19 protein-coding genes are annotated in these 21,411 nt (G+C 68.9%); 7 read left to right on the forward strand and 12 right to left on the reverse strand.

Annotation, left to right across the window (positions count from 1 at the left end; all coding sequences use genetic code 11):
* Positions 1-1,266, forward strand: a complete 1,266-nt coding sequence (locus P2L57_RS17765) for an APC family permease (RefSeq protein WP_275815540.1) — start codon at positions 1-3, stop codon at positions 1,264-1,266.
* Positions 1,267-1,269: 3 nt separating this feature from the next.
* Here the strand turns inward: P2L57_RS17765 and P2L57_RS17770 are convergent, their stop codons facing one another.
* The 4 genes from P2L57_RS17770 to P2L57_RS17785 form a co-directional block, all read right to left on the reverse strand.
* A complete protein-coding gene (locus P2L57_RS17770) occupies positions 1,270-3,963 on the reverse strand; it encodes a bifunctional acetate--CoA ligase family protein/GNAT family N-acetyltransferase (protein WP_275815542.1) in 2,694 nt (897 codons plus the stop codon).
* A 172-nt stretch (positions 3,964-4,135) separates the two neighbouring features.
* Positions 4,136-4,621, reverse strand: coding sequence for an Hsp20/alpha crystallin family protein (locus P2L57_RS17775; protein ID WP_275815545.1), 486 nt, complete (start codon positions 4,619-4,621; stop codon positions 4,136-4,138).
* 130 nt (positions 4,622-4,751) lie between these two features.
* Positions 4,752-7,160 (reverse strand): glycoside hydrolase family 65 protein, encoded by a 2,409-nt coding sequence (locus P2L57_RS17780; protein ID WP_275815547.1) that lies wholly within the window; start codon positions 7,158-7,160, stop codon positions 4,752-4,754.
* 45 nt (positions 7,161-7,205) lie between these two features.
* Positions 7,206-7,889: a helix-turn-helix domain-containing protein gene (locus tag P2L57_RS17785; RefSeq protein WP_275815549.1), complete on the reverse strand. Its 684-nt coding sequence runs from the start codon at positions 7,887-7,889 to the stop codon at positions 7,206-7,208.
* 259 nt (positions 7,890-8,148) lie between these two features.
* On the opposite strand from P2L57_RS17785, the gene P2L57_RS17790 reads away from it, so the two are divergent.
* Positions 8,149-8,565 (forward strand): CBS domain-containing protein, encoded by a 417-nt coding sequence (locus P2L57_RS17790; protein WP_275815551.1) that lies wholly within the window; start codon positions 8,149-8,151, stop codon positions 8,563-8,565.
* 429 nt (positions 8,566-8,994) lie between these two features.
* Complete coding sequence (locus tag P2L57_RS17795) at positions 8,995-9,738, forward strand: pyridoxamine 5'-phosphate oxidase family protein (protein WP_275815553.1); 744 nt, start codon at positions 8,995-8,997, stop codon at positions 9,736-9,738.
* A 625-nt stretch (positions 9,739-10,363) separates the two neighbouring features.
* On the opposite strand, the gene P2L57_RS17800 is transcribed toward P2L57_RS17795, so the two are convergent.
* From P2L57_RS17800 to P2L57_RS17825, 6 genes are all read right to left on the reverse strand, one after another.
* Positions 10,364-10,687, reverse strand: a complete 324-nt coding sequence (locus P2L57_RS17800) for a cupredoxin domain-containing protein (protein ID WP_275815555.1) — start codon at positions 10,685-10,687, stop codon at positions 10,364-10,366.
* Positions 10,688-11,202: 515 nt separating this feature from the next.
* Complete coding sequence (locus tag P2L57_RS17805) at positions 11,203-12,057, reverse strand: helix-turn-helix transcriptional regulator (RefSeq protein ID WP_275815557.1); 855 nt, start codon at positions 12,055-12,057, stop codon at positions 11,203-11,205.
* A 65-nt stretch (positions 12,058-12,122) separates the two neighbouring features.
* On the reverse strand, positions 12,123-13,748 hold the full coding sequence (locus P2L57_RS17810) for a CocE/NonD family hydrolase (RefSeq protein WP_275815559.1): 1,626 nt from the start codon (positions 13,746-13,748) through the stop codon (positions 12,123-12,125).
* A 46-nt stretch (positions 13,749-13,794) separates the two neighbouring features.
* On the reverse strand, positions 13,795-14,721 hold the full coding sequence (locus P2L57_RS17815) for an alpha/beta hydrolase (RefSeq protein ID WP_275815561.1): 927 nt from the start codon (positions 14,719-14,721) through the stop codon (positions 13,795-13,797).
* Between the two features lie 63 nt (positions 14,722-14,784).
* Positions 14,785-15,246, reverse strand: a complete 462-nt coding sequence (locus P2L57_RS17820) for a cupin domain-containing protein (RefSeq protein WP_275815563.1) — start codon at positions 15,244-15,246, stop codon at positions 14,785-14,787.
* Positions 15,247-15,248: 2 nt separating this feature from the next.
* The gene (locus P2L57_RS17825) at positions 15,249-15,707 is read right to left on the reverse strand and encodes a nitroreductase family deazaflavin-dependent oxidoreductase (protein WP_275815588.1); all 459 of its coding nucleotides are present in this window, start codon (positions 15,705-15,707) and stop codon (positions 15,249-15,251) included.
* A 299-nt stretch (positions 15,708-16,006) separates the two neighbouring features.
* Between P2L57_RS17825 and P2L57_RS17830 the strand changes: the two genes are divergently transcribed.
* Positions 16,007-16,663 (forward strand): MBL fold metallo-hydrolase, encoded by a 657-nt coding sequence (locus P2L57_RS17830; RefSeq protein ID WP_275815765.1) that lies wholly within the window; start codon positions 16,007-16,009, stop codon positions 16,661-16,663.
* A gap of 78 nt (positions 16,664-16,741) precedes the next feature.
* On the opposite strand, the gene P2L57_RS17835 is transcribed toward P2L57_RS17830, so the two are convergent.
* Positions 16,742-17,143: a heavy metal-responsive transcriptional regulator gene (locus P2L57_RS17835; RefSeq protein ID WP_275815590.1), complete on the reverse strand. Its 402-nt coding sequence runs from the start codon at positions 17,141-17,143 to the stop codon at positions 16,742-16,744.
* Between the two features lie 69 nt (positions 17,144-17,212).
* On the opposite strand from P2L57_RS17835, the gene P2L57_RS17840 reads away from it, so the two are divergent.
* Both P2L57_RS17840 and P2L57_RS40230 read left to right on the forward strand, forming a co-directional pair.
* Positions 17,213-18,214: an alkylmercury lyase family protein gene (locus tag P2L57_RS17840; RefSeq protein WP_275815592.1), complete on the forward strand. Its 1,002-nt coding sequence runs from the start codon at positions 17,213-17,215 to the stop codon at positions 18,212-18,214.
* Between the two features lie 643 nt (positions 18,215-18,857).
* Positions 18,858-19,778 carry a helix-turn-helix domain-containing protein gene (locus P2L57_RS40230; protein ID WP_308292483.1) on the forward strand — a complete coding sequence of 307 codons (921 nt, stop codon included), beginning with the start codon at positions 18,858-18,860 and terminating at the stop codon, positions 19,776-19,778.
* A gap of 350 nt (positions 19,779-20,128) precedes the next feature.
* Here the strand turns inward: P2L57_RS40230 and P2L57_RS40765 are convergent, their stop codons facing one another.
* On the reverse strand, positions 20,129-20,437 hold the full coding sequence (locus P2L57_RS40765) for an IS66 family transposase (RefSeq protein WP_372515739.1): 309 nt from the start codon (positions 20,435-20,437) through the stop codon (positions 20,129-20,131).
* Positions 20,438-20,547: 110 nt separating this feature from the next.
* Here P2L57_RS40765 and P2L57_RS17855 point away from each other — a divergent pair, with 110 nt between their 5' ends.
* Complete coding sequence (locus P2L57_RS17855; protein ID WP_275815594.1) at positions 20,548-21,408, forward strand: TauD/TfdA dioxygenase family protein; 861 nt, start codon at positions 20,548-20,550, stop codon at positions 21,406-21,408.
* Positions 21,409-21,411 lie beyond the last annotated feature (3 nt).

Raw genomic sequence — 21,411 nt, forward strand, 5'->3', positions numbered from 1 at the left:
ATGTCGGAGCGGTCGGTCCCGGCGGGCTCGCCCGAGCTCGGGCGGCGGCTGGGCGTGTTCGACGCCGTGGTGATCGGCCTGGGGTCGATGATCGGTGCCGGAATCTTCGCCGCGCTCGCGCCCGCGGCCGGTGCGGCCGGTTCCGGGCTGTTGCTCGGCCTGTTGGTGGCCGCGGTGGTGGCGTACTGCAACGCGACCTCCTCGGCTCGGCTCGCCGCCCGCTACCCGGCGTCCGGTGGCACGTACGTGTACGGACGCGAACGTCTGGGCGATCTGTGGGGGTATCTCGCCGGGTGGGGCTTCGTCGTCGGGAAGACGGCGTCCTGCGCGGCGATGGCCCTGACGGTGGGCGGATACATGTGGCCTGCCCAGGCGCACGCGGTGGCGGTGGCCGCGGTGGTGGCGCTGGCCGCGGTGAACTACGCCGGGGTGCAGAAGGCGGCGTGGCTGACCCGGGCGATCGTCGCTGTCGTCGTGTTGGTGCTGGCGGCCGTGGTCGTCGGCTGCCTCTCCTCGGGCGCGGCGGACACAGCGCGGCTCGACGTCAGGGCGGATGCCACCTTCGGCGGGGTGCTACAGGCGGCGGGCCTGCTGTTCTTCGCGTTCGCGGGTTACGCGCGGATCGCGACGCTCGGTGAGGAGGTGCGGGACCCGCGGCGCACCATCCCCCGTGCGATTCCCACCGCGTTGGGCATCACCCTGGTCGTCTACGCGGCCGTCTCGGTCGCGGCCCTGGCCGTACTGGGGCCGACGGGACTGGCCGGCGCGGCGGCACCGTTGGCCGACGCGGTGCGTGCCGCCGGTCTGCCGGGGCTGGCTCCCGTGGTGCGGGTGGGTGCGGCGGTCGCCGCGCTGGGTTCGCTGCTGGCGCTCATCCTGGGTGTCTCGCGCACCACCCTGGCGATGGCGCGCGACCGTCACCTCCCGCACGCGCTGGCCGCCGTGCATCCGCGCTTCCACGTGCCGCACCGCGCCGAGTTGGCCGTCGGCGGCGTGGTCGCGGTCATCGCTGCCTTCGCAGACATCCGGGGGGTCATCGGGTTCTCATCGTTCGGTGTGCTCGTCTACTACGCCATCGCCAACGCCGCCGCGTGGACCCTCGCGCCTGGCGAAGGCCGCCCGCCGCGGATCGTGCCGCTCGTCGGACTGGTGGGTTGCACCGCGCTGGCGTTCGCGCTGCCTGTCGTCTCGGTGCTTTCCGGCGCCGCGGTCCTGGCGGCTGGAGCGCTCCTGTACGCGGTGCGTCGGGCCATGCGACGCGGCTGAGGCTCAGCGCAGCCTACGCAGATACGGGTCCTGCATGTGGCGGGGCAGCAACCGGATGCGGGCGTCGAGCGTCAGGACGCCGTCGGGGCGGGCAACCACGGGGTTGAGGTCGGCCTCGGCGAGTTCGGGCAGGTCGCACGCCATCCGCGACAACCGCACCAAGAGCTGCTCCAGACCCTCCAGGTCCACCGGCTCGCCACCCCGGTGACCGAACAGCAGTGGTGCGCAGCGTGGGGCACGGATCAGCGCGTGGACGTCACGATCCGTCAGCGGCGCGAGTCGCGCGGCGTGGTCGGCGAGCACATCGGTAGCGGTACCGCCGAGACCGAACAGCACCAGCGGGCCGAACACCGAGTCCTGCACGATCCCCGCCACCAGTTCCACGCCCCGTGGTGCCATCGGCTGCACCACCACGCCGGTCATCAAGTCCCCGAAGCGCGCCGCGAGTTCGCTGTAAGCCCGGCGTACCGCAGCCTCGCCGCCCAGGTCTAGGGCGATCGCGCCATGATCGCTCTTGTGCTGCAGGCCGGGCCAATGGGCCTTGAGCGCCACAAGTCCGTTGGGACCGGCCAGGAGCGCGGCAGCCCTGGCCGTCTCCCCCTCGCTCTCCGCCCAACTCCAAGGCGACTGCCGAATGCAGTAGTACGAAAGGAGCTCAGCGCACTGGCGCGGATGCAGCCAGCCACCGTCCGGGCGCTCCGCGAGGTAGCCGTCCACCAGCGACGTCGCGCCATCGGAATCGATGCCGGACAGTTCCGGAACCGTGCCCGGTGGCTCGGCGAGCCACTCGGCACGGGTCACCGCATGCGCCAACGCGCAGGCCGCGGATGTGGCATCGGCGTAGGCGGGCACGGACCCATCGTCCTCGGCACGCAGCAGGCGTACGGTTTCCGCCTGGTCGAGCAGGACCGCCGCCACCGGCCGGGAGCGGCGCCCGGTGAGCGCCAAGCGGGGGTCATCACCCGTCACTCTGACCAGCGCCGTGGGAACCAGCACCACCAGCACCGCGTCAACGCCATCGTGGGTGGTAAGCCGGTCCACACAGGACCGCAGTGCGGCGGCCCCCACAACCGCCGTGGCGTCGACCGGGTTCCCGGCACAGGCTCCGTCGGGCAGATCGGCCAGGAGGCCGGCGGCCAACCTGGCGGGGAGTTCGGGGACCTTCAGCCCCGCCTCGACACAGGCGTCGGCGGCGAGCACCCCCGCACCGGCCGCGTTGGCCACCACGGCCACCGACCCGCCGGTGGGCAGCGGTTGGGAGTGCAACAGAGCCGCCGCGTCGAGGAGTTCGGCGATGGTGCGGGTGGCGGTGATACCTGCCTGCGAGAACAGGGCACCCCGCGTCATGGTGGGCGTGGCCGCCGCGGCCGTGTGCGCGGCGGCTGCACGGCGGCCAGCGGCGGAGCGCCCCGCGTCGACCGTAAGCACCGGCATGCGCCGGGCCACCCGCCGGGCCGTACGGGAGAAGGCCCGCGGATTGCCGAAGGACTCCAGGTGCAGCAGGGCCAGTTCGCTGCGGCCGTCGCCCTCCCACCAACACAGCAGGTCGTTGCTGGAGACGTCCAGCTTGTCGCCGAGCGAGACGAAGGACGAGACTCCGATACCGAGCCGCGACAGCCCGTCGAGCAGCGCCATGCCGACCCCGCCCGACTGCACCCCGACCCCGGCACCGCCCGGCAGCGGTCGGTGGGCGGCGAACGTCGCGTCCAACGCCACCGCCGCTTCGGTGTTGGCCAGGCCCAGGCAGTTCGGACCCACCAACCGCATGCCATGGCGGCGGCAGACATCCAGCAGCGTCGACGCTCCCTCGGCATCGAACCCCGAGGCCAACACCACCAGCGCGCGGACGCCCCTAAGACCGCACTGCTCGGCCACCTCCGGCACGGCCCCCACTGGCACCGCGATCACCGCCAGGTCCGGTGGATACGGTAGGTCGCTCACCGACGGGTAGACGGGCGTGTGCGCGATGGCATGTGCGTGCGGATTCACCGCGCATACGCGCCCGTTGAAGTGTCCGTCGCGGATGTTACGCAGCACCGCCCGGCCGACCGAAGTGGGTTTGGTGCCCGCACCGACGACAACCACGGAGCCTGGTCGCAGCAGCGGCAGCAGGCTCGCACGGTCCGCGCTCGCAGCACGAACGTCAACCGCGGAAAGATACGTCTCGTCCTCGTCCAACCGTATGCTGCACCGTACTTCGGGCCCCTCGAAGTGACGGGAAACGCGCAGACCCAGGTCCGCGAAGACCTTCAGCACCGCCGCGTTTTGGGCGAGCGCGTCAGCGATGAACGTCGTGATCCCGGCCTCGCGGGCAGCGTGCACCAAGTGCTCCAGCAGCAGTGTGCCCACACCTCGGTGGTGCCAGGCGTCCGCGACCGCCACGGAGATCTCGGCGCTCGTCGATCCGGCGCGCGCATCGTCCACCTCGTACTCCGCGATGCCCACCACCACGTCATCGACGACGGCAAGCAGCCCCTGGTAACCGGGTTTGTCGCAGTGAGCGACGCGCTCGGCTGCCCGCTCCGCTGAGCGGCGGCTCACGCCGAAGAACCGAAACCGCAGGTTCTCTTCGGACATTCCCTCGTACAGCGACCGCACACCGTCACGATCGTCGGTGCGTGCCGACCGGATCCGCACGGTCGTGCCATCGGCCAGCAGCGCGTGTACCCCCTCGACGCCCAACGCCGTATTCACCATCCTGACCTCTTTTCCTGGCCTGGCTCTTACACGATCCAGCAGCAGCCAGCAGCAGCCAGAAGAGTCGCTGGTCCGAACGGGGGCGGACGCGGGCCACCCAGCTCAGCCCTGCGGAATGTGAGGTGGTCGCGGAGTGGCCGGTTGGTCGCCCCCCGCACCCGCTCGGCCTGCGTCAGGTGTCCGCCTTTCCGGGCTGGGAGATCTCGATGTGCCGTGGCTTTGCGGCCTGCGCCTTGGGGATGGTCACCGTCAGCAACCCGTCGGCCAGGGTCGCCTCGACCCCCTCGGCCTTCACGTCGGTGGGCAGGAGCACCCGGTACTCGAAGCGACCGGTACGGCGAGTGCCCCGCCGCAGTACGCCTTCACGCTCGCGCTCCTTGTACTCACCAGTAATGCGCAGCTCCCGCTCGTTGATCTCGACGTCGATGTCCTCCCGCTTGATGCCGGGCAGCTCCGCCTCGATCACATAGGCGGTGTCGGTCTCGTGCATGTCGGCCAACGGAGCCCAGACCCCGGCAGCAGGCGCGGCCGACTCCAACAGGTGCGTCATACGCTCAAACAGGTCGTCGAACTCGGCGGCTATCGGTTCACTCAAGCCCATGGACGGGAACGCCCTCTCCATCAGGCCTCCGTGCCGGTGCCGTACAGGCATGGTCATCGCGGTTCACCTCCGCGAAACTATGGCATTAGGGCGATTCCCATGCTGCTCGCCTCACCCCCGCCGGGCCACTCGTGCGCCGCCCGCCGCGAGGCGCGGGTTCCCGTCGCGGGGCCACCGCCACGCCGCCCTAGACGAGGTCCAACCATCGCGCGTGACCAGGCGCGATGCTGACTTCCCGATGCGGGAGGACGACGCGGATCGGTTGCTCCTCAGAGGATGGCACGCTGATGCGCAGTCGTCCGGGCCGCATGTGCAGGGCCACGCCCCAGTGCCCTCGGTATCGGATGGAGAAGCTGAACTCCGACAGTTCGGGAACCGGCGCAGGGTCCAGCCACAGCGCCTCCTCACGGGTTTCCAGACCGGTCAGACCACGCTGTACGAGATCCAGCGTCCCTGCCATGGCTCCCAGGTGGATGCCTTCGGCCGTGGTCCCGCCCTGTAGATCGGTCACGTCTTCGGCGAGCGCGTCCTGGAGGTACTTCCACGCCCCGGCGCGCCGGGTCCGGGTGAGCACCCAGCCGTGCACGAGCTCGCTCAGGGTGGAGCCGTGGCTGGTGCGGCGAAGGTAGTAGTCGACGGTTCTGTGCCAGGTGTCCTCGTCCAAGTCGTAGCCCAGCAGGCGGAACAGATGCGAGAGCTCGCTGGGCGCGAACAAGTACCCAAGCATCAGGACGTCGGCCTGCTTCGAGGCCTTGTACCGGTTGGTCGTGTCGCCCTCGCTCTCCAGGATCCGGTCCAGGCGCTGGATGTCCCCGTAGCGGTCGCGGTACTTCTGCCAGTCCAGTTCCGCGAGGTCCGCGTAACCTTCGAACTGGCTGACCACGCCCTGGTGGAAGGGCACGCGCAGTTTCCGGGACACCTCCTCCCAGCGGTCCAGCTCCTCCGTGCCCAGAGCGATGCGCTCGAAGAGTTCCTGGCGGCGGGGCACCGGCAGGATGCGGGCCAGGTCCAGGGCGCGGTGGAGCACCCAGGCGGCGGTGACGTTGGTGTACGCGTTGTCGTCGAGCCCCGGCTCGGCGGCGTCCGGGTAGGCATCGTGGTACTCGTCGGGCCCGACCACTCCGCGGATCCGATACCGCCCGCTCACGGCGTCAAGCTCGGCGGCGCTGGCCCAGAAGCGGGCGATCTGGAGCAGCATCTCGGCGCCCTTGGTGTGCAGGAACTCGGTGTCACCGCTGGCCTGGCAGTACTGCCACACGTTGTAGGCCACGGCCGAACCGACATGGTGCTGGAGCCGGGAGTGATCGGGCAGCCAGCGGCCGGAACGCGGGTTGAGGTGCAGCGTCTGCGCCTCCTCCCTGCCATCGCTGCCGCACTGCCAGGGAAACATCGCACCACGCCGCCCCGCCTCGCGGGCCGCACGACAAGCCCGGGGCAGCCTTCGGTGGCGGTAGGTGAGGAGGCCTCGGGAGACTTCGGGGAAGTGCAGGTTCAGGAAGGGCAGTACGAACAACTCGTCCCAGAAGACGTGGCCGCGGTACGCCTCGCCGTGCAGTCCCCGGGCGGGTACACCGACGTCGAGTTCGGCGGTGTGCGGCGAGAGCGTCTGGAGCACATGGAACAGGTGCAGGCGCAGGATCCGCCCGGCCTCCCCCGGTACCCGCAGTCCGGCCCGCTGCCATAGGTGCTCCCACGCCGCGTGATGTGCCGCGAGCAGCTCCGGGAACGCCGGAGCGGTGCCGACGCGGTCCAGCGCGGCGTGCAGCGGATCGCTGATCGCCGCGTCCCGTGAGGTGTGCAGGGCGACGGTCTTCTCGACGTACACGGCCTTCCCGCGCTTGACCGGCACGGTCAGGGACTGGGCCACGTTCCGGGACCGCAGCTCGGCTCGTGGTCGGGCGACAGGACGCATTGAGTTCGTGCCCGTCCTGGCACGGATTCGTGCGGCCATGGCGATCGCGATGTCCGAAGCGGACGTACAGCAGTGCAGCCACACCACGTCGGGATCGACTGCGCCGGTCCGCCAATCGGTCAGATGGCGGCCTTCGAAATCGCGGTAGCGGGCGACGCCCGCGTTGGTGACGTCGCCATCGATCGCGGACTCGACATCGAGTTCGCCCGACCAGTTCTGCGCGGTGAAGCGGGTGCGCACGGCGGCCAGATGGGGATCTGCCATGTGGACCAGACGGTGCTGGTCGACGGCCAGGCGGCGGCCCTGGTCGTCCTCGAACAGCATGCGCCGGGTGAGCACACCCCGGCGCAGGTCGAGGCTCTGCCGGTACTCCCGCAGGCAACCGTCGTCGACGTGGAACCACCCGCCGTCTCCGGCATCCATGGGGTGGATCCGGAACCGTAGGGGCAGCCAGTTGGGGAGGTTCACCAGGTCCTCGTTCTCGACCTGGCGTCCGGCGACGGTCGAGGCCACCCTGTTGTAGCAACCCGCGGCATACGTCCCGGGGTAGTGCGCCGGTCCCGCCAGGCTCTCGCTGGCGGCGCCACGGGTGGCGAAGTAGCCGTTGCCCAGGGTGCACAGCGCTTCCCGCAGCCGTTCCTGGGCCGGGTCGTACCCCTCGTACTCCCAGGCCCAGTCAGTCATGCTCGGCCTTCCGACTCGGCGCGTCAGGCGCACCCGCCGATGCCATCAGCGCACCTGGATCAGGCGTCCGGTGATGTGTTCCGGTTCGATGCGGATCCACACCTCGCGATCGCCGCCCGCCCATGGCTTGCTGTGTGCTTCGGCAACCAGTCGCCCGATGGTCTCAGGGTTGGTGACCTGCTGGGCCATTCCGACGACCAGCACGCTCCAACCCTGGCTCATCGCCTCGTCGATGTGGTCCACCTCGAACGCGACTTTGGTTCCGGATGCCGTCGCGGGCGCGGCATCCGGCGCGGTTCTGAACACCACCGCGTCATCGATGACGGAGTAGTTCACGGGGATGATGGCCGGCCCCGCCTCGGTCGTCACCGAGACCCGCCCCACTCCATGGGTGGAGAGCCGGGCACGGCATTGCGCCTCGTCCAACGCCACCAGCTCGGGATGGTATGCGGCCTCGCCGAGCCCCGGCGGCAGGTCCGCGTTGCCGCCGCACAGGTCGGTCACCGTGGTTTCCAACGCCCCGGCGACCCGCAGCAACAGCCCGACATCGGGCAGCGCGGGATGCTCCTCGACGTACCTGATGTACCCCGCCGCCGCACCGGCCCGAGCGGCCACCTCGTCCCGCGTCAACCCGAGCTCCTGCCGGCGCGCGGCCACCCGGCGTCCGAAGTCACTGCGCTCCGGCCTGCCGGTTCGGGGTTCCTTGCCGGATGCTCGCTGCTCTGACATGGCGGTTCACTTTCTCCGCTCGGGTCTCCACACACCGAGTGGACCGTGAACGTCAAGCGGTGCCTCTGTCGGGACCACCTGTGACTGTGCTGTTGACGTTGCCTGACCTCAGCATGGAATCGGCTGCCTGGTTCCGCCACTGCAAGCGCGGCGGGGGCGCTTGGCGGCGGCAGTCCGTACGGTCGCGCTACCTCGCGCGCCGCGTGAGCATGGAAGCGGCGGTTACATGCCACGGATCGCACCCAGGCAGGAGGCGGCGATGACCACGGCCAAGGACATCATGCACACCGGTGCTCAGTGGATATACCGCGAGGAAACGCTCGACCGGGCAGCCCAGTTGATGCGGGAACTCAACGTAGGCGCCCTACCGGTCAGCGATCAGAACGAGCGGCTGTGCGGCATCATCACCGACCGCGACATCGTGGTGAAGTGCGTAGCCATGGGCCATGACCCGGCCAGCACCAGGTGCGCCGAGCTGTGCGAGGGAACCCCACGCTGGATCGACGCGAATGCTGACGTCAGCGAGGTGCTGCACGAGATGGAGAGCCACCAGGTCAAGCGGCTCCCGGTGATCGAGAACAAGAAACTGGTCGGCATGATCAGCGAGGTGGACGTGGCCCAGAACCTCCCCGACGAGCAGGTCGCGGAGTTCGTCGAACACGTCTACGCCAGGTAGCGCCGCTGGCCACTTCGGTTGCCCCGGCATTGGCGAAAGCAACAGGTAAGGACGCCCGGGGTGTCCGCACTCAGCGGAGGGCAACGCATGCCGAAGGTCGCCACGCGGGCGACGGCACGCTCGATGGTCCCCACCTCCCCGACGCCGTGATGTCCTCCTCGGCTTCCAGCAGATCATGGATGCCTCACCGGACGACTTCGTGATCGTCCGGGAGGGACACCCGGATCGGCCACTTTTTCGGGACGCTCCGCATCCGCGAGCCTCGCGGATAGGTCGAGTTCCCCCCGGGCGGGTGCGGTCGGCTCAATGCGCGTGCTCCGCGCCAGGCCGGGACACCGGAGCCGCGGGCCCGCGTTCTGCCACCTGTCAGGCAGTCGTTCAGCGCTGGCGGGATGCCGCTGGCTCTGATCCCCTGGAAGGTGAGCAGCAGTGGCGTCAGCAATGCGCACCGGTGCGGACGCCAACGGGCGGACATTCGGAGGAACGAGCGTGCACGGCGAAGGAATGCCGCCAGAGGACTCGGCCAGCGCCTCGTCCCGTGGCGACACCATGGCAACCCGCGCCTCCGTGCGACGCCAGCAGCTTGGGATGACGCAGGAAGAGCTGGCTGGCCGGGCCGGCATGTCCGTCGCCTACCTGCGTCAGCTGGAGAAGGCCAGCGGCGACTTCGACACTGCCGCCCTCATGCGGTTGGCCGCTGCCCTGGAGATGCCCTACGAGGAGCTGATGGCAGGCCGCCGCGACGCACCGCCTGGTCAGCGAACCGCGGCGGTCCATCCCGTGCTCATGCGGCTATCCGAACACGAGTGCTGGGAGCGACTCGGCACGCACGGCATCGGCCGCCTGGGACTCTCGTCCGGTACCGGTCCTATGGTGCTCCCGGTCAATTTCCTGGTCGACGCCCGCACCATCGTCTACCGCACCGACCCGGAGGGAGCGGCGGCGGTGGCCGCCGGAGACCAACTCGCTTTCGAGACCGACCACATTGACGAGCAGTTGAGGAACGGCTGGAGCGTCCTGATAACCGGCACAGCGGACCACATCATCGACCCCGACATCGTGCACGCCCTAGCCGACCGGCCTGGGGCCCGGCCCTGGGCAGGGGGCCGACGCGACCTGTGGATCCGCATCGTGCCCAGCGAGGTGAGCGGTCGGCTCATTCGGTCGGTGTGACCCGAAGGCTGGGCCGCGCACCCTCCGCATCCGGGCTGACCGGTGAGGTCGGCACGCCGCGAAGAGGGGACGGCCGTGCCCCGGTTCATATGCGGCGCCCCGCCTCTTGCACACTGAGCAGGCCGTGACGGTCACCAAACCCGCCTATGGGCGCATCGCGGCCCCGTCCACGCCCGACCGACTCTCGCGGCTCTCCCCCACACGCGCAGAAGACCGGCTGACCTGCGCGGACCTACCTATCGGCACCCACAACGTCGGCTAGAGGGCTTGTATCGCCCCATTCGGAGTGGTGCTCGGCCCCCTATGGCACGCGAATGGCACGCGCCCTCATACTGGTCTAGACAACAAACCAGGCCCAGGTCACTGACCTGGGCCTCCGCCGTGGAGCGGGTGACGGGAATCGAACCCACGCTCTGAGCTTGGGAATCGCAGGGCAAGGAAGCGCTCGACGCCCTCGCATTCGAGATCGAGCTGGTGTCCGCGTAAGCCGGGTAGCCCGGCCATCGTTCCCCCGTGGGAGCGGGGCGACCCACCGCCGCCCGCTCTCCGCACATCTTCCAAGGCGCAGGCAGCGGGCGGACTCATCTCGCCGCCGTCGTCTTGGCCGACACCGGACGTCGGTGCCTCACTGGTCGGGGTTGCTGCTCTTGTTGACCACCACGGTCATTTTCTGGTCCGGATGCTGCTTGGAAGCGAAGACGTAGGTGCCGGCATCAGGGAACAGGAGGGTTTGCTGTTCGCCTGGGTGGTACAACTGGTCGCCCATGCCCATGCCGAGGGAGGGCTTGCTGACGACCTCCAGGGATTGGCCGGAGTTGTTGGCGACGAGGATGCTCTGGCCTTGCGGGACGGCGACGTTCTGCAGCGAGAAGGCGCCGGTGGATGCCACGTTGACGGTGGCGACGGGTTTCTCACCACAGGTGTAGCTCGGCTTGGAGGAGACGTTCAAAAGGGAGCTCCTGTGTGTCGGGACGCACATAGGCGTCTGGGGCGGTGTCAGGCGGGCTCACTGCGACCGCCCTTGAGCAGGCAGGCGAGGCGTGTGTCGTAGCGGGCAGCGCGCACGGCCAGGCCGAGGCTTGCTGGACCGGCACCTCACCCTGTTCGGCGGGCACGCCTACCGCGCCCCGGTGACCGCAGGGCGACGGGCTGTGCAATCCGACCCGGGCCCGCCGCCGACCGGCCACAAGCCAGCGGCAGACCCAAGGTGTCTCCACCACGTATGGCAGCCGTTGTTGGTTCACCACCCCTGTCAGCCCGACACCGGGGCAGCCGTTCGGTACCGAAGGCCCGGCGCGCCGAACGCCCGCCAGGTGCCTGCCGTTCGCGATTCGCCGACCGGTCCTGCTACGGCACACGGCCGTTGCAGTCACCCGGTCGCACACTGAGCGCCGTAGTTGGCCATAGGTGACACTTGATCGCGATGGTTGCCACCAGTGGTCGCGGTGGTCCCGCGCCGTTGAACTACCGGTAGCAGGCCGCGCGCAGGGCGTCCAGGTTCTCGGCGTCGTCGGTTCCGGCCACGGCCGTGTAGACGACGATACGGAGATCCGAGCCGGGGACCATGAGGACGTCGAGGTCGAGGGTCAGGTCGCCGACCACGGGATGTTCGATGGTCTTGCGGTCGCCGGCGTGGAGGCCCGCGGAGCCGTTGGACCACAGGCGGGCGAAGCGGGGGCTGGTGTGCAGCAGCCGGTCGACGAGCAAGGTGAGGCGGGCATCGTCGGGGTAGGCCGCGGCCGTGACCCGCAGGTCGGCGACGAGGGACTCCTCCTCGGCCTCGTCGCCCGCCCAGGACCGTACCGGCCAGGCGGCGATGGAATCGACCCGGTGACCGCCGCTGGAGCGGAACATCCCGGCGACGAGATTGCCCCGGTCCCAGTCGTACGTCCGGGGGTCGCCGATGGCGGCGGTCCACATCCGGTTCCAGCTGACCAGCGTCCAGTCGGCGGCGTAGACCCCGACCGGCGCGTCGCCGAGTTGCTGGACGAGCCGGTGGACCCCCGGCGGTACGTGCATTGGTATGGCGCCGCCGGAGGGCGGCGCCAGGTTGGCACAGCGGAACAGGTGGTCGCGCTCGGAGGTGTCCAGGCGCAGGGCCCTGGCCAGGGCGGTGACGACCTGGGCGGAGGGGTTGCGGGCGCGGCCCTGTTCGAGCCGCACCACGTAGTCGACCGACACACCGGCCAGGCGGGCCAGTTCCTCGCGGCGCAGACCGGGGATGCGCCGGTCGGCGGCGGATTCCAGCCCACCCGCCAAGGGCGAAAGGCGCTCCCGCCAGCCTCGCAGGGCGATGCCGAAGTTGTTCGTCGGTGCCATGCGGTCATCATCGTTCGGATGCCCTGCCCGCAGAAGATCTCCTTTCCCACATCTGGGTAAAACCGCTAGGGGCGCGGGCGCTCGTGCAGGTGCAGCGCCGAGGGGTGCAACCGGTCGTGGTGGTAGGTGTCGGTCCCGGCCTTCTGGCCGTAGAAGTGGGTCATGGGCGCGTCGGTGATCAGCGAGTCCTGGTTGGTGATCTCCAGGCGGATGCGGTCGCCCTCGCGGGCCAGGAACGACAGGGGCAGCAGTTCGATGTGGAGTTCGTAGACCTTCCCGGGCTCCAGCGGCTCCTCGGCGTTGTGCAGGTGGAACGGGCGCATGTCGCTGGTGAGCTCCGGGTCCTCGGCGCGGTGGGAGGCGCGCAGCCAGCCCTGGCTGACCTTGATCGGCAGTCCGGCGCCGGGGTCGCCGGAGACGAGGGAGAGCTTGACCATGACGTCCATGTCGGTCTGGTCCGAGGACGCGTGCAGCGCCAGCGTCGCGTGGCCGGTGAACTCGCGGTCCTCGGTCATGGGCGCGGTGGTGAAGGTGTTGACCCGCGCGACGTGGTCGGGGACGCCGTGCTTGTCGAAGACCGTGACGCCGGCCATCCAGCCGGGGTCCGGGTAGGACCAGGAGGTGGACTGCTCGTCCGCGACCGGCTTGGTCTCGGTGAGCGTGCCGTCGTTGAGGGAGGTGACCGCGCCGCTGTGCTCCCCGGCGAGGTAGAAGGTGCTGGTCCGTACGTCCGGGGGCGGCCAGGAGGTCGCCGAGTGGTAGGCACCCTCGCCGTTGACGTAGAAGCGGACGTCGGGCTTGTCCATCACGCCGTTGTCGGTGCCCTTGAGGTGGTGGTCGTACCAGGGCAGCAACTCGGTGCGGTGGAAGTCCTCGTCGAAGTAGTACATCTGCGCGGCGGCGAAGCTGCCGGGGTGCGCGACCAGCAGCTTCTTGGGGCCCCGCACGCGCTCGAAGCCGTAGAAGTTGCCACGCAGGTGCAGCGCCGCCTTCCCCCACACGCCGATGGAGAAGACAGGGATGTCGATCTCCGGCAGCTCCCAGAAGGGCGAGCGACGGCGCTGCCACTCGTCGTCCAGGGGGTGGGAGAGGATGTCATAGACGAAGTCCTGCTTGTCGCCGACATGGAAGTCGATGCCGTCGATCTCGTGCTGGATCAGCACCGAGCCGAAGAGCCAGGTGCTCAGGAAGCCCTGGATCGGGATGCCGCCGTGGTACATCCAGTCGCGGTACATGTCGGTGGCGCCGTCGTACGCGACGATCGTCCTGAGGTGCGGCGGGCGGGTGCGGGCGGCGTTCCACTGGCTCCAGCAGTAGTGCGACATGCCGATCATGCCGATCGCGCCGGTGGACCACGGCTCGGCCGCAACGTGCTCGATCATGTCGTGGATGGCCTCGCCCTCGCCGCGCGAGACCGGGTCCCAGGTGCCCTCGGAGCGGCCGGTGCCGGGGACGTCCATCGCGACGTAGGCGTAGCCGTTGTCGAGGTAGAGCTGGATGGGCCCGTACTCGATGAACGGGAACACCGGGTGCGGGGGCAGGTGGCGGAGCGCCTTCTGGTACGGGGAGGCGCCGAGGACGACGGGGAACGGCCCGTCGCTGCCGGCGGGGAGGTAGACGTCGGCGCGGACGAGATCTCCGGCGCGGGTACGGACCTCGGTCTCGAAGGGCGCGACATTCACATCGACCATAGCGGTTCCTTTCCGGTCCCTTCCGGAGCGCGCGGGGCGGTCCTGGTCACGACGCGAGCGAGGCGTCCGACGCGGCCTCGGCGGCGGCCCAGTGCGCCCGGGTGAAGGCAGCGGCGGACTGCAGCGCCTCGTCGGCCTCGTCGAGCATCACGGCGAACGACTGGAATACGTGCGGGACTTGGGGCCAGACCTGGAGCTCGACATGGACGTCGTCGGCGGCGGCGCGGGAGGCTAGCCGTACGGCGTCGTCCAGCAGGATCTCGTGCGAGCCCACCTGGACGAGCAGCGGCGGCAGGCCCGTCAGGTCGGCGAAGACCGGGCTGGCCAGCGGCTCGGTGCCGGGCGTCGCCCCGAGGTAGTCGCGGGCCCGGGTACGCAGGGCCTCCGGGGTCAGCGCGGGGTCGACGGCTGCCTTGCTCGTCGCGCTGGCGCCGGAAACCGTGAGGTCGGCCCAGGGCGAGAACACCGCGGCCGACGAGGGCTGGGACATGCCCGCGTCCCGGATGGCGACCAGCGTCGCGACGGTCAGACCACCGCCCGCGGACTCGCCGACGAAGGCGATCCGGGCGCTGGGGACGCCCTGGTCGAGCAGCGCGCTGTACGCGGCCACGGCGTCGTCGACCGCCGCGGGGAACGGGTACTCGGGGGCCAGCCGGTAGTCGACGCAGACGGCACGGGCGCCGGAGCGCCGGGACACGTCGGCGGCCAGGCTCGCCGCGTCGGCCGCGGAGCCGATGGCGTACGCGCCACCGTGGAAGTACAGCAGCACGCGGGACAGATCGCTGCCCGGCGTGTCGACGGTGACGACGGGGACGCCGCCGAGCTGCCCGGAGGCGGTCGTGACATCGGGGAGCAGCGGCATCGAAGTCATCATCTCGTGGAAGACGGCGCGCGCTTCGGCCACGTCGCCTCCGACATCGAGCGGGGCTTGCCGGAGCATCTCGTCGAGGTCGCGGCGTTGCTGCTCGGACACGGTGTGCCTTTCGTACGGGGTGGATGCGCAGGTGGAGCCGTGGGGGTGCGGGTGTGCGGGTGTTCAGCGCGGCGGGCCGAGGATGATCTGGCCGTACATGTCGGCAGCCTCGGCCATCCGGTCCTTGGAGATCTCGAACCCCTCGGGCCGGGCGGTCGACAGGTCGCGCCCGGCGTGCCGGAACATGCCCTCGATGCCGCCGGGGGTGCAGATCATCAACAGGTCCGCGGTGTCGGAGGTGATCCGGTAGCCGTGCGGGACGTTTTTGGGCAGGTAGACGATGCCACCCTCCGACAGCTCCATCTCCTTGTCGTCCGACCAGAGCAGCGCGGTGCCCTTGATCAGCATGAAGATCTCGTCCTCGCGGGTGTGCATGTGGTAAGGCGGCGCCTCGCCCTTGGCGACGCTGAACCGTCCGACGGTCAGCTGCTCGTCGGTGGCCGCGCTGTCCAGGAGCACGGCGAACTGCCCGCCGTCCAGCCATTCGAGCTTCTGCTGCTGATCGGGCTGTGCGAGGTAGGTCATGCTCACGACGATGTCCGTTCTGTACGGTCGGCGGGTGCCGTGCCCTCACCCGTGGGGATGAGCGCGACGACGGGGATCACCCGTTGCGTCTTGCGCTGGTAACCGGCGAAGCCGGGATAGCGGCGGGCCTGCTCCGCGAAGGCGGTGTCGCGCTCGGCGCCGCGCAGCTCCACGGCCCGTACGGCGACGACGTTGTCGCCCACCTCGATGCTGACCTCGGGGCGCGCGAGCAGGTTGTAGTACCAGTCCGGATTGCGGTCGGAGCCCGCCTTCGAGGCGAAGACCAGATAGCGGTCCTGGTCGGCCAGGTACATCATCGGATTGACGCGTGCTGCGCCCGAGCGCGCGCCGACGGTGTGCAGCAGCAGCACCGGGGCCCCGGCGAAACCCCCGCCCAGCTGCCCGTGGTTCGCGCGGAACTCCTCGATATTGCGTGCGTTGAAATCGGCGGTCTCAACCATTACTTCTCCAGCGCGAGACGGGGGGTGGGTAGCCTGCCGGCCGGGCGGTGTGCCGTGCCCATGCCGGACTCCGAACCCGGGCGGCCATGATCGGCGACCGTCGGCGGATCGCCTCCCATGAGCAATCGTCCTCTTCCGGAGCCGCCCGCCGCCAGACGCGAGGATAGGACCAGCAGTACCACCGGCAACTCCCGTGATCCCGGGCGGGCTTCGCTCTGGCACTCCAGCAGCGTTTTGCTGTCCGGCCTGGTCCCGTTAGAGGCGTCGCCTGTAGTGGCCGTGGCGGGCGACGGACGGGCATCCACGCCGCCACTGAGCTCGTTCTCCATCCCGTTCGGCGGGGGCACCGTGAGCTGGCCGCGGCAGGCGTCCGCCCGCAGGACGTGGACACGGTGATCTGCCCCCATGTCCACGGCGACCACGTCGGCTGGAACACCCGCCTGACGGACGACGGAGAGTGGCGACCGACCTTCCCCAACGCCCAGTACGTCATCTCGCGCGCCGACTTCGACTACTGGAACCCGGCCAACGGACACCGAACCCGCTCCGGCTCCCAGATGGCAGGCGTCTTCGAGGACAGCGTCGCTCCCGTGCACCAAGCCGGACAGACCGTGCTGTGGGAGGGCGACCACTTCGACATCGACGCCCAGCTCCGTATCGAGCCCGCCCCCGGCCATACCCCAGGCTCCTCCGTCGTATGGCTGCGATCGGGCACGGACCGGGCGGTGTTCGCCGGGGATCTGCTGCGCAGCCCACTGCAGATCGTGAAGCCGGACGACTGCCCCGGCTTCGACGAGGACGAGCCCCGCGCACGAAACAGCCGGCGCCGGGTGCTGGGGGAGGCCGCAGACCGGAGCGCCCTACTGTTCCCCGCCCATTTCCCCGGGCCGGGCGCAGCCGAAGTGCGGCGCGTCGGCGACCGGTTCGCGGTGAAGAAGTGGGCGGCATGGCGCTGAGGTGTGATGCTCGGAATGGCCGACTACGGCGCTCAGCCAGAATGTCAGAGGACACGCGTGCTCAGAACGGATTGGGGTTCAGCGCGGCTGCCTGAAGATGCGGCAGATGTCCGTGTCGATGCAGGATGCCGGGTCGGTGTCGGCGGCGCGCTGGGCGAGGTCGCGCAGCGCGATGCGGGTCTTGCGGAGTTCGGCCATGCGTTGGTTGATCTCTTCGAGGTGCTGGTCGATCAGGTCGCTGACGTGGCTGCAGGGGGACTCGCCACTGTCGCGGAGGGCAAGGATGCTGCGGATCTCGGCGAGGGTGAGGCCGGCGTGCTGGGCGTCGCGGATGAACGCGAGGCGGCTGGCAGCTTCGGTCGGGTAGTCGCGGTATCCGCCCGAGGTCCTCGGTGGTGCGGGCATCAGGCCGACCTGCTCGTAGTAGCGGATGGTCTTGGTGGTCAGTCCGCTTTCCCCGGCGAGGTCCCCGATGCGCATGTCTCCAAGGCTAGCTCTTGACCTTCCAGTGAAGTGGAAGGTCTAGCGTCGGTGCCAGAAGCGATGAGCTTGGAGGACAACGCTATGCGGATCACGGTGCTGACGGTTCCGGACTGCCCGAACGGCCCGGTCGTGGAGGAACGGATCGCCGCCGCACTGGCCGGCCGGGCGGCCGAAGTGGAGCTCGTCGAGGTGCGCGAGGAAGCCGACGCCGCCCGCTGGGGCATGACCGGATCCCCGACAGTTCTGCTCGACGGCATCGACCCGTTCGCGGCGGAGGGGGCGGTGCCGAGCGTGTCGTGCCGCATCTATTGGGGCGCCGACGGCAAGGCGGACGGGGCGCCCAGCGTGGACGCACTGCGCAAGGCCCTGACCAGCGCGGGCCTCGCAGACTCAGCCAGTGAGGACTGCTCCCAGACAGATCCACTCGACCCGATCGGACGGGGCAGCCGGGGACGGCTCGCTCCGGCCGAGCGGGGACTGCGGGCGGTGCAGCAGGCGATGCTGCGGCACTTCGCGAGTACCGGCCGGGCTCCGGATGCGGCCGTGCTGGAACCGGCCGCGGCCACTGCCGGACGCACTGCGCCCGACGTGCTGGCGGAGCTGGCCCGGGAAGACTTCCTGACCCTGGACGAGGATGGGCAGGTACGGGCAGCGTATCCGTTCTCCGCCGTGCCGACCCCGCACCGGGTGACGATCGCGGGCAGGACGGAGGTGTGGTCGATGTGTGCGGTCGACGCGCTCGGCATCCCCGCAATGCTCGACACCGACGTGGTGATCACCTCGTCCGACCCGGTGACCGGCGAGAAGATCACCGTCACCTCGACGGGCGGGACAACGGTGTGGGAACCATCCTCGGCGGTGGTGTTCCTCGGCCGCCTCTCCTGCTCCGGCCCGGCCTCCGCGGTGTGCTGCGACGCCCTGAACTTCTTCACCAACCGTGCCTCCGCCCAGTCCTGGCTCACGAAGCATCCGGAGATGACCGGACAGATCACAGACAAGGACCGGGCCGAGGAGATCGGGCGCCAGACCTTCGGCCCGCTGCTGACCGGCAACCAGCCCTGCTGCTGACCGTGTCCCCGCGCAGGTCGCTTACAAATAGGTGGCCAACTGTGATGCTCAGACTGGCCGACCGGGCCCGTTCCGCACCATGGCCACCAGCATCCGAGACCGCGCAGCCCCAATGCGGAGTCGTTTGCGCAATGTCTCGGCCGAGACAGGCCGTTGATACGTCCTCCAAGCTTCCGTCCAAGGCCGCTGATCACCGCACTTCCCTTCCGGTTCAGTGAACTGGCCACTCACGCGGCCGGGGCTTGAGAAGCCCCTCAGCGCAGGGGTTACGCGAGTGATTTTTGGGTGGCAGCAGCGTCGAATCTTTGGGGCTGGCCTTCATGTTCGCCGAGCCAGCCTTCCCACGTGGCCTTCGGTGCGGGCGAAGATATTGATCTCCCGATGATGTGTGCGGGATGGTATGGCCCTAGAGGAGTTGTTCTTGGCGGAAATCGATTGGTGGACATTGTTACCGATCGCCCGCTTGGGTGAATCCTGTAGACTCCCGAGCGATTGTCATGTTCTCCTGTTGGGAGTGCAGTGAAATTTCGGTTCGACGCGCTCGCCCTCTATTTTCTACTAGGCGACGATCCCTTAGAAAGGTAACCGGGTGGTCAGGGAAGTAGAAAGCCCGTACGCTTGGATGAGTCCGCGCGATGGAGACTTGATCAAGACGATCCTGCTCAACGCAGCCGAACGCTCAGCGCAGCAGCTGCGCGTTCTGGAATGGGGTTCTGGTCAAAGTACGTTGTCTTATACCCAAATTCTGGCCGCGCACGAACTGTCCTTTCGGTGGCTCGCCCTCGAATACGATCGCGAGTTCTTCGACACCTTTGTGGCGCCCGCACTGCTCTATCAGGCTGACGCTGTCCTGCGATATGTGGAGGACGGCAGGAGCCTGCACGGACCAGCCAGAGACGGACGCGCTCATATCGAAGCGGTGTGCTGGAACCGCACCGCACTGCGCCCATCAGAGCGATCGACGGACCGTGAGGCAGATCTCGATCACTACGTGAACTATCCCGCCGCAACCGGCCACGGTTTCGACGTGATCATCGTGGACGGGCGCAAGCGACGCCGCTGCCTACTAGCGGCTGCAGACCTCATGGAAGCTGACACCGTTGTACTGCTGCACGATGCCCGGCACCCGTACTATCACTGTGCGCTGGACCGATACCCGGCCTCTCGATTCATCGGCGACGACCTGTGGGTTGGAGCACGCAGCACGGCTCGACTCAATGATGTGCTTGCCGAGAGAGCGGCGATGACTACCTCTCTCGGGTATCGGTGGCATTTGCGCAGGGTGATGGCCGAGCGGGAGATGTACGCGACCACCGAGTTGGCGCCGCTGTTGGCCGAGCGGGGCGTCATGTTGTCCCGTGAGCAGGTCCATCGGCTGTTCACCGGCGTCCCGGAACGGCTCAACCCCAACCTCTTGGTGGCGCTGTGCGACATCTTGGATTGCCAGGTCGGCGACCTGATCGAGCCGGCGCGGCAGGCGCATTCGCGCTCACCGGGGTACGCCGTGGACCCCGCCGACCCAACTGCGTCCCGGCCAGGCCCAGATGTTGCCGGTTCCCGCTAACCTCGCGCTTTCACGTGGACTGGCGTCCGAGCCGTGATCGAAAACGAGAAAGGGCTTGCCTCCTGGGCCGGGGTCACCCCCACGGTCCGCGAGCGCAGGATCTGCCGGTGTACGGCCACCCCGTCCTCAGGTGCGCACTCGCCGACCCGGTGCGCGTCCTCGGCCAGATTCTTCAGGTCAGCAACGCGTCGATGGCCTGCTGCGCCATCGCCTTGGCGCCCTGGGGCCCGTCGGGCGCTCTCGGTGGCCGCGACCAGTTCCCGCAACACGTGGGCGCCGTACAACGCATGGTCGGCACCGGTGTAGGTGTCGTAGGGGGCCCAGGCGTCGTGCACCGCGGCCCCGGCGAATCACGGCAGGATCCCCATCGCGTCCATGGCCGGGGTCCCGCGCCGCGAGTGCACCGTCAGCAGGCTGAACCGGCCGGTCTGCGCCGCATGCACCCACTGCAGCGTGCCCTCGACCCTGATAGATCCGGTCTCGTCGAACCCGGCGACCGACGCGGCAGCGATCCGCGCGCGCACCTGCTCGGTGAACTCGCCCAGGTTCCGCGCCGCCCGGGTGGCCGGGGAGGCGACCGTGCCTGGAGTCATCGGCGCGCCGAAGACCTCGCCCATGATCCGGCGACGCCGGCCCTGGCCAGGAACTGCCCGTGCCACAGGGGCACCGTTGACGTGGATCGCAAAAAAGGCTTCGCTGCTTATACCAGTTGCCCACGTTAACTGGTCTCGCTACGACATTGGTTCGGCCGACGGCAGAGGGAGAGGACGTGTCGCTGGAGTTCGCAGCCCTCCACGAAAATTTTGTTGTGGAAGTTACCGGGCGGACCGGTTCATTGCTGGCCGGTCGCGACGGATACGCCATCAAGCAGACACTCACCACCTACTCAGTCGTCGTGATCAGAGGTCTGGAGCTGGTCCCGGCAGAGCAGGTGGCGCTGACCCGGTTGCTTGGGAAACCCGAGGTTGTGACGGATATGCGCAACCACCACCCCGAAAGCCGGGACATCTTGGTGGTCAGCAATTCGGGCGCCACCCCCGTGGTCGGCAACCGATGTTGGCACTCGGATCGATCCTTCCTGACCGAACCGACGCGCTACACGATGTTGCGAGCGGACGTTGTTCCGCCGCAAGGCGGGGACACCTTGTTCGCCGACATGGTGGAGGCTTATGCGCAGTCCCCGACTTCCTGGAAGGAAGCGCTCTCTGGCGCAGTTGGCGTGCACTCCTACGACAAGATTGCCCACCTGCGCGCCGAGATCCATCGCAAGCCCATCGAGGAGGGTTATGAGAAGGTGTATCCCCCGGTACGCCATCCCGTGGTACGCGCCCATCCAGAAACCGGTACTCCTGCGCTATATCTGAGTGACTTGTGCCTTACCCGCATCGAATCCGGGCACGGCACCACCATCCAAATTCCGCTGGACAAGCTCCACGCGCACGCCACCGAGGACAGGTTCGTCTACCGTCATCGCTGGCATGTAGGGGACGTCGTGATTTGGGACAACGCCAGGGTGATGCATAAGGCGGACCTGCGGCTATGGAAGCTGCCGCGCGTCCTGCACCGCACCACCACAGCAAGCCCCCCGCCTCGCCCGGCCGCCACGTACGTGCCAGACGGAACCCGTTGATCA

The organism is Streptantibioticus ferralitis, from assembly GCF_029223525.1.
In the GTDB taxonomy this organism is placed as follows: Bacteria; Actinomycetota; Actinomycetes; order Streptomycetales; family Streptomycetaceae; genus Streptantibioticus_A; species Streptantibioticus_A ferralitis.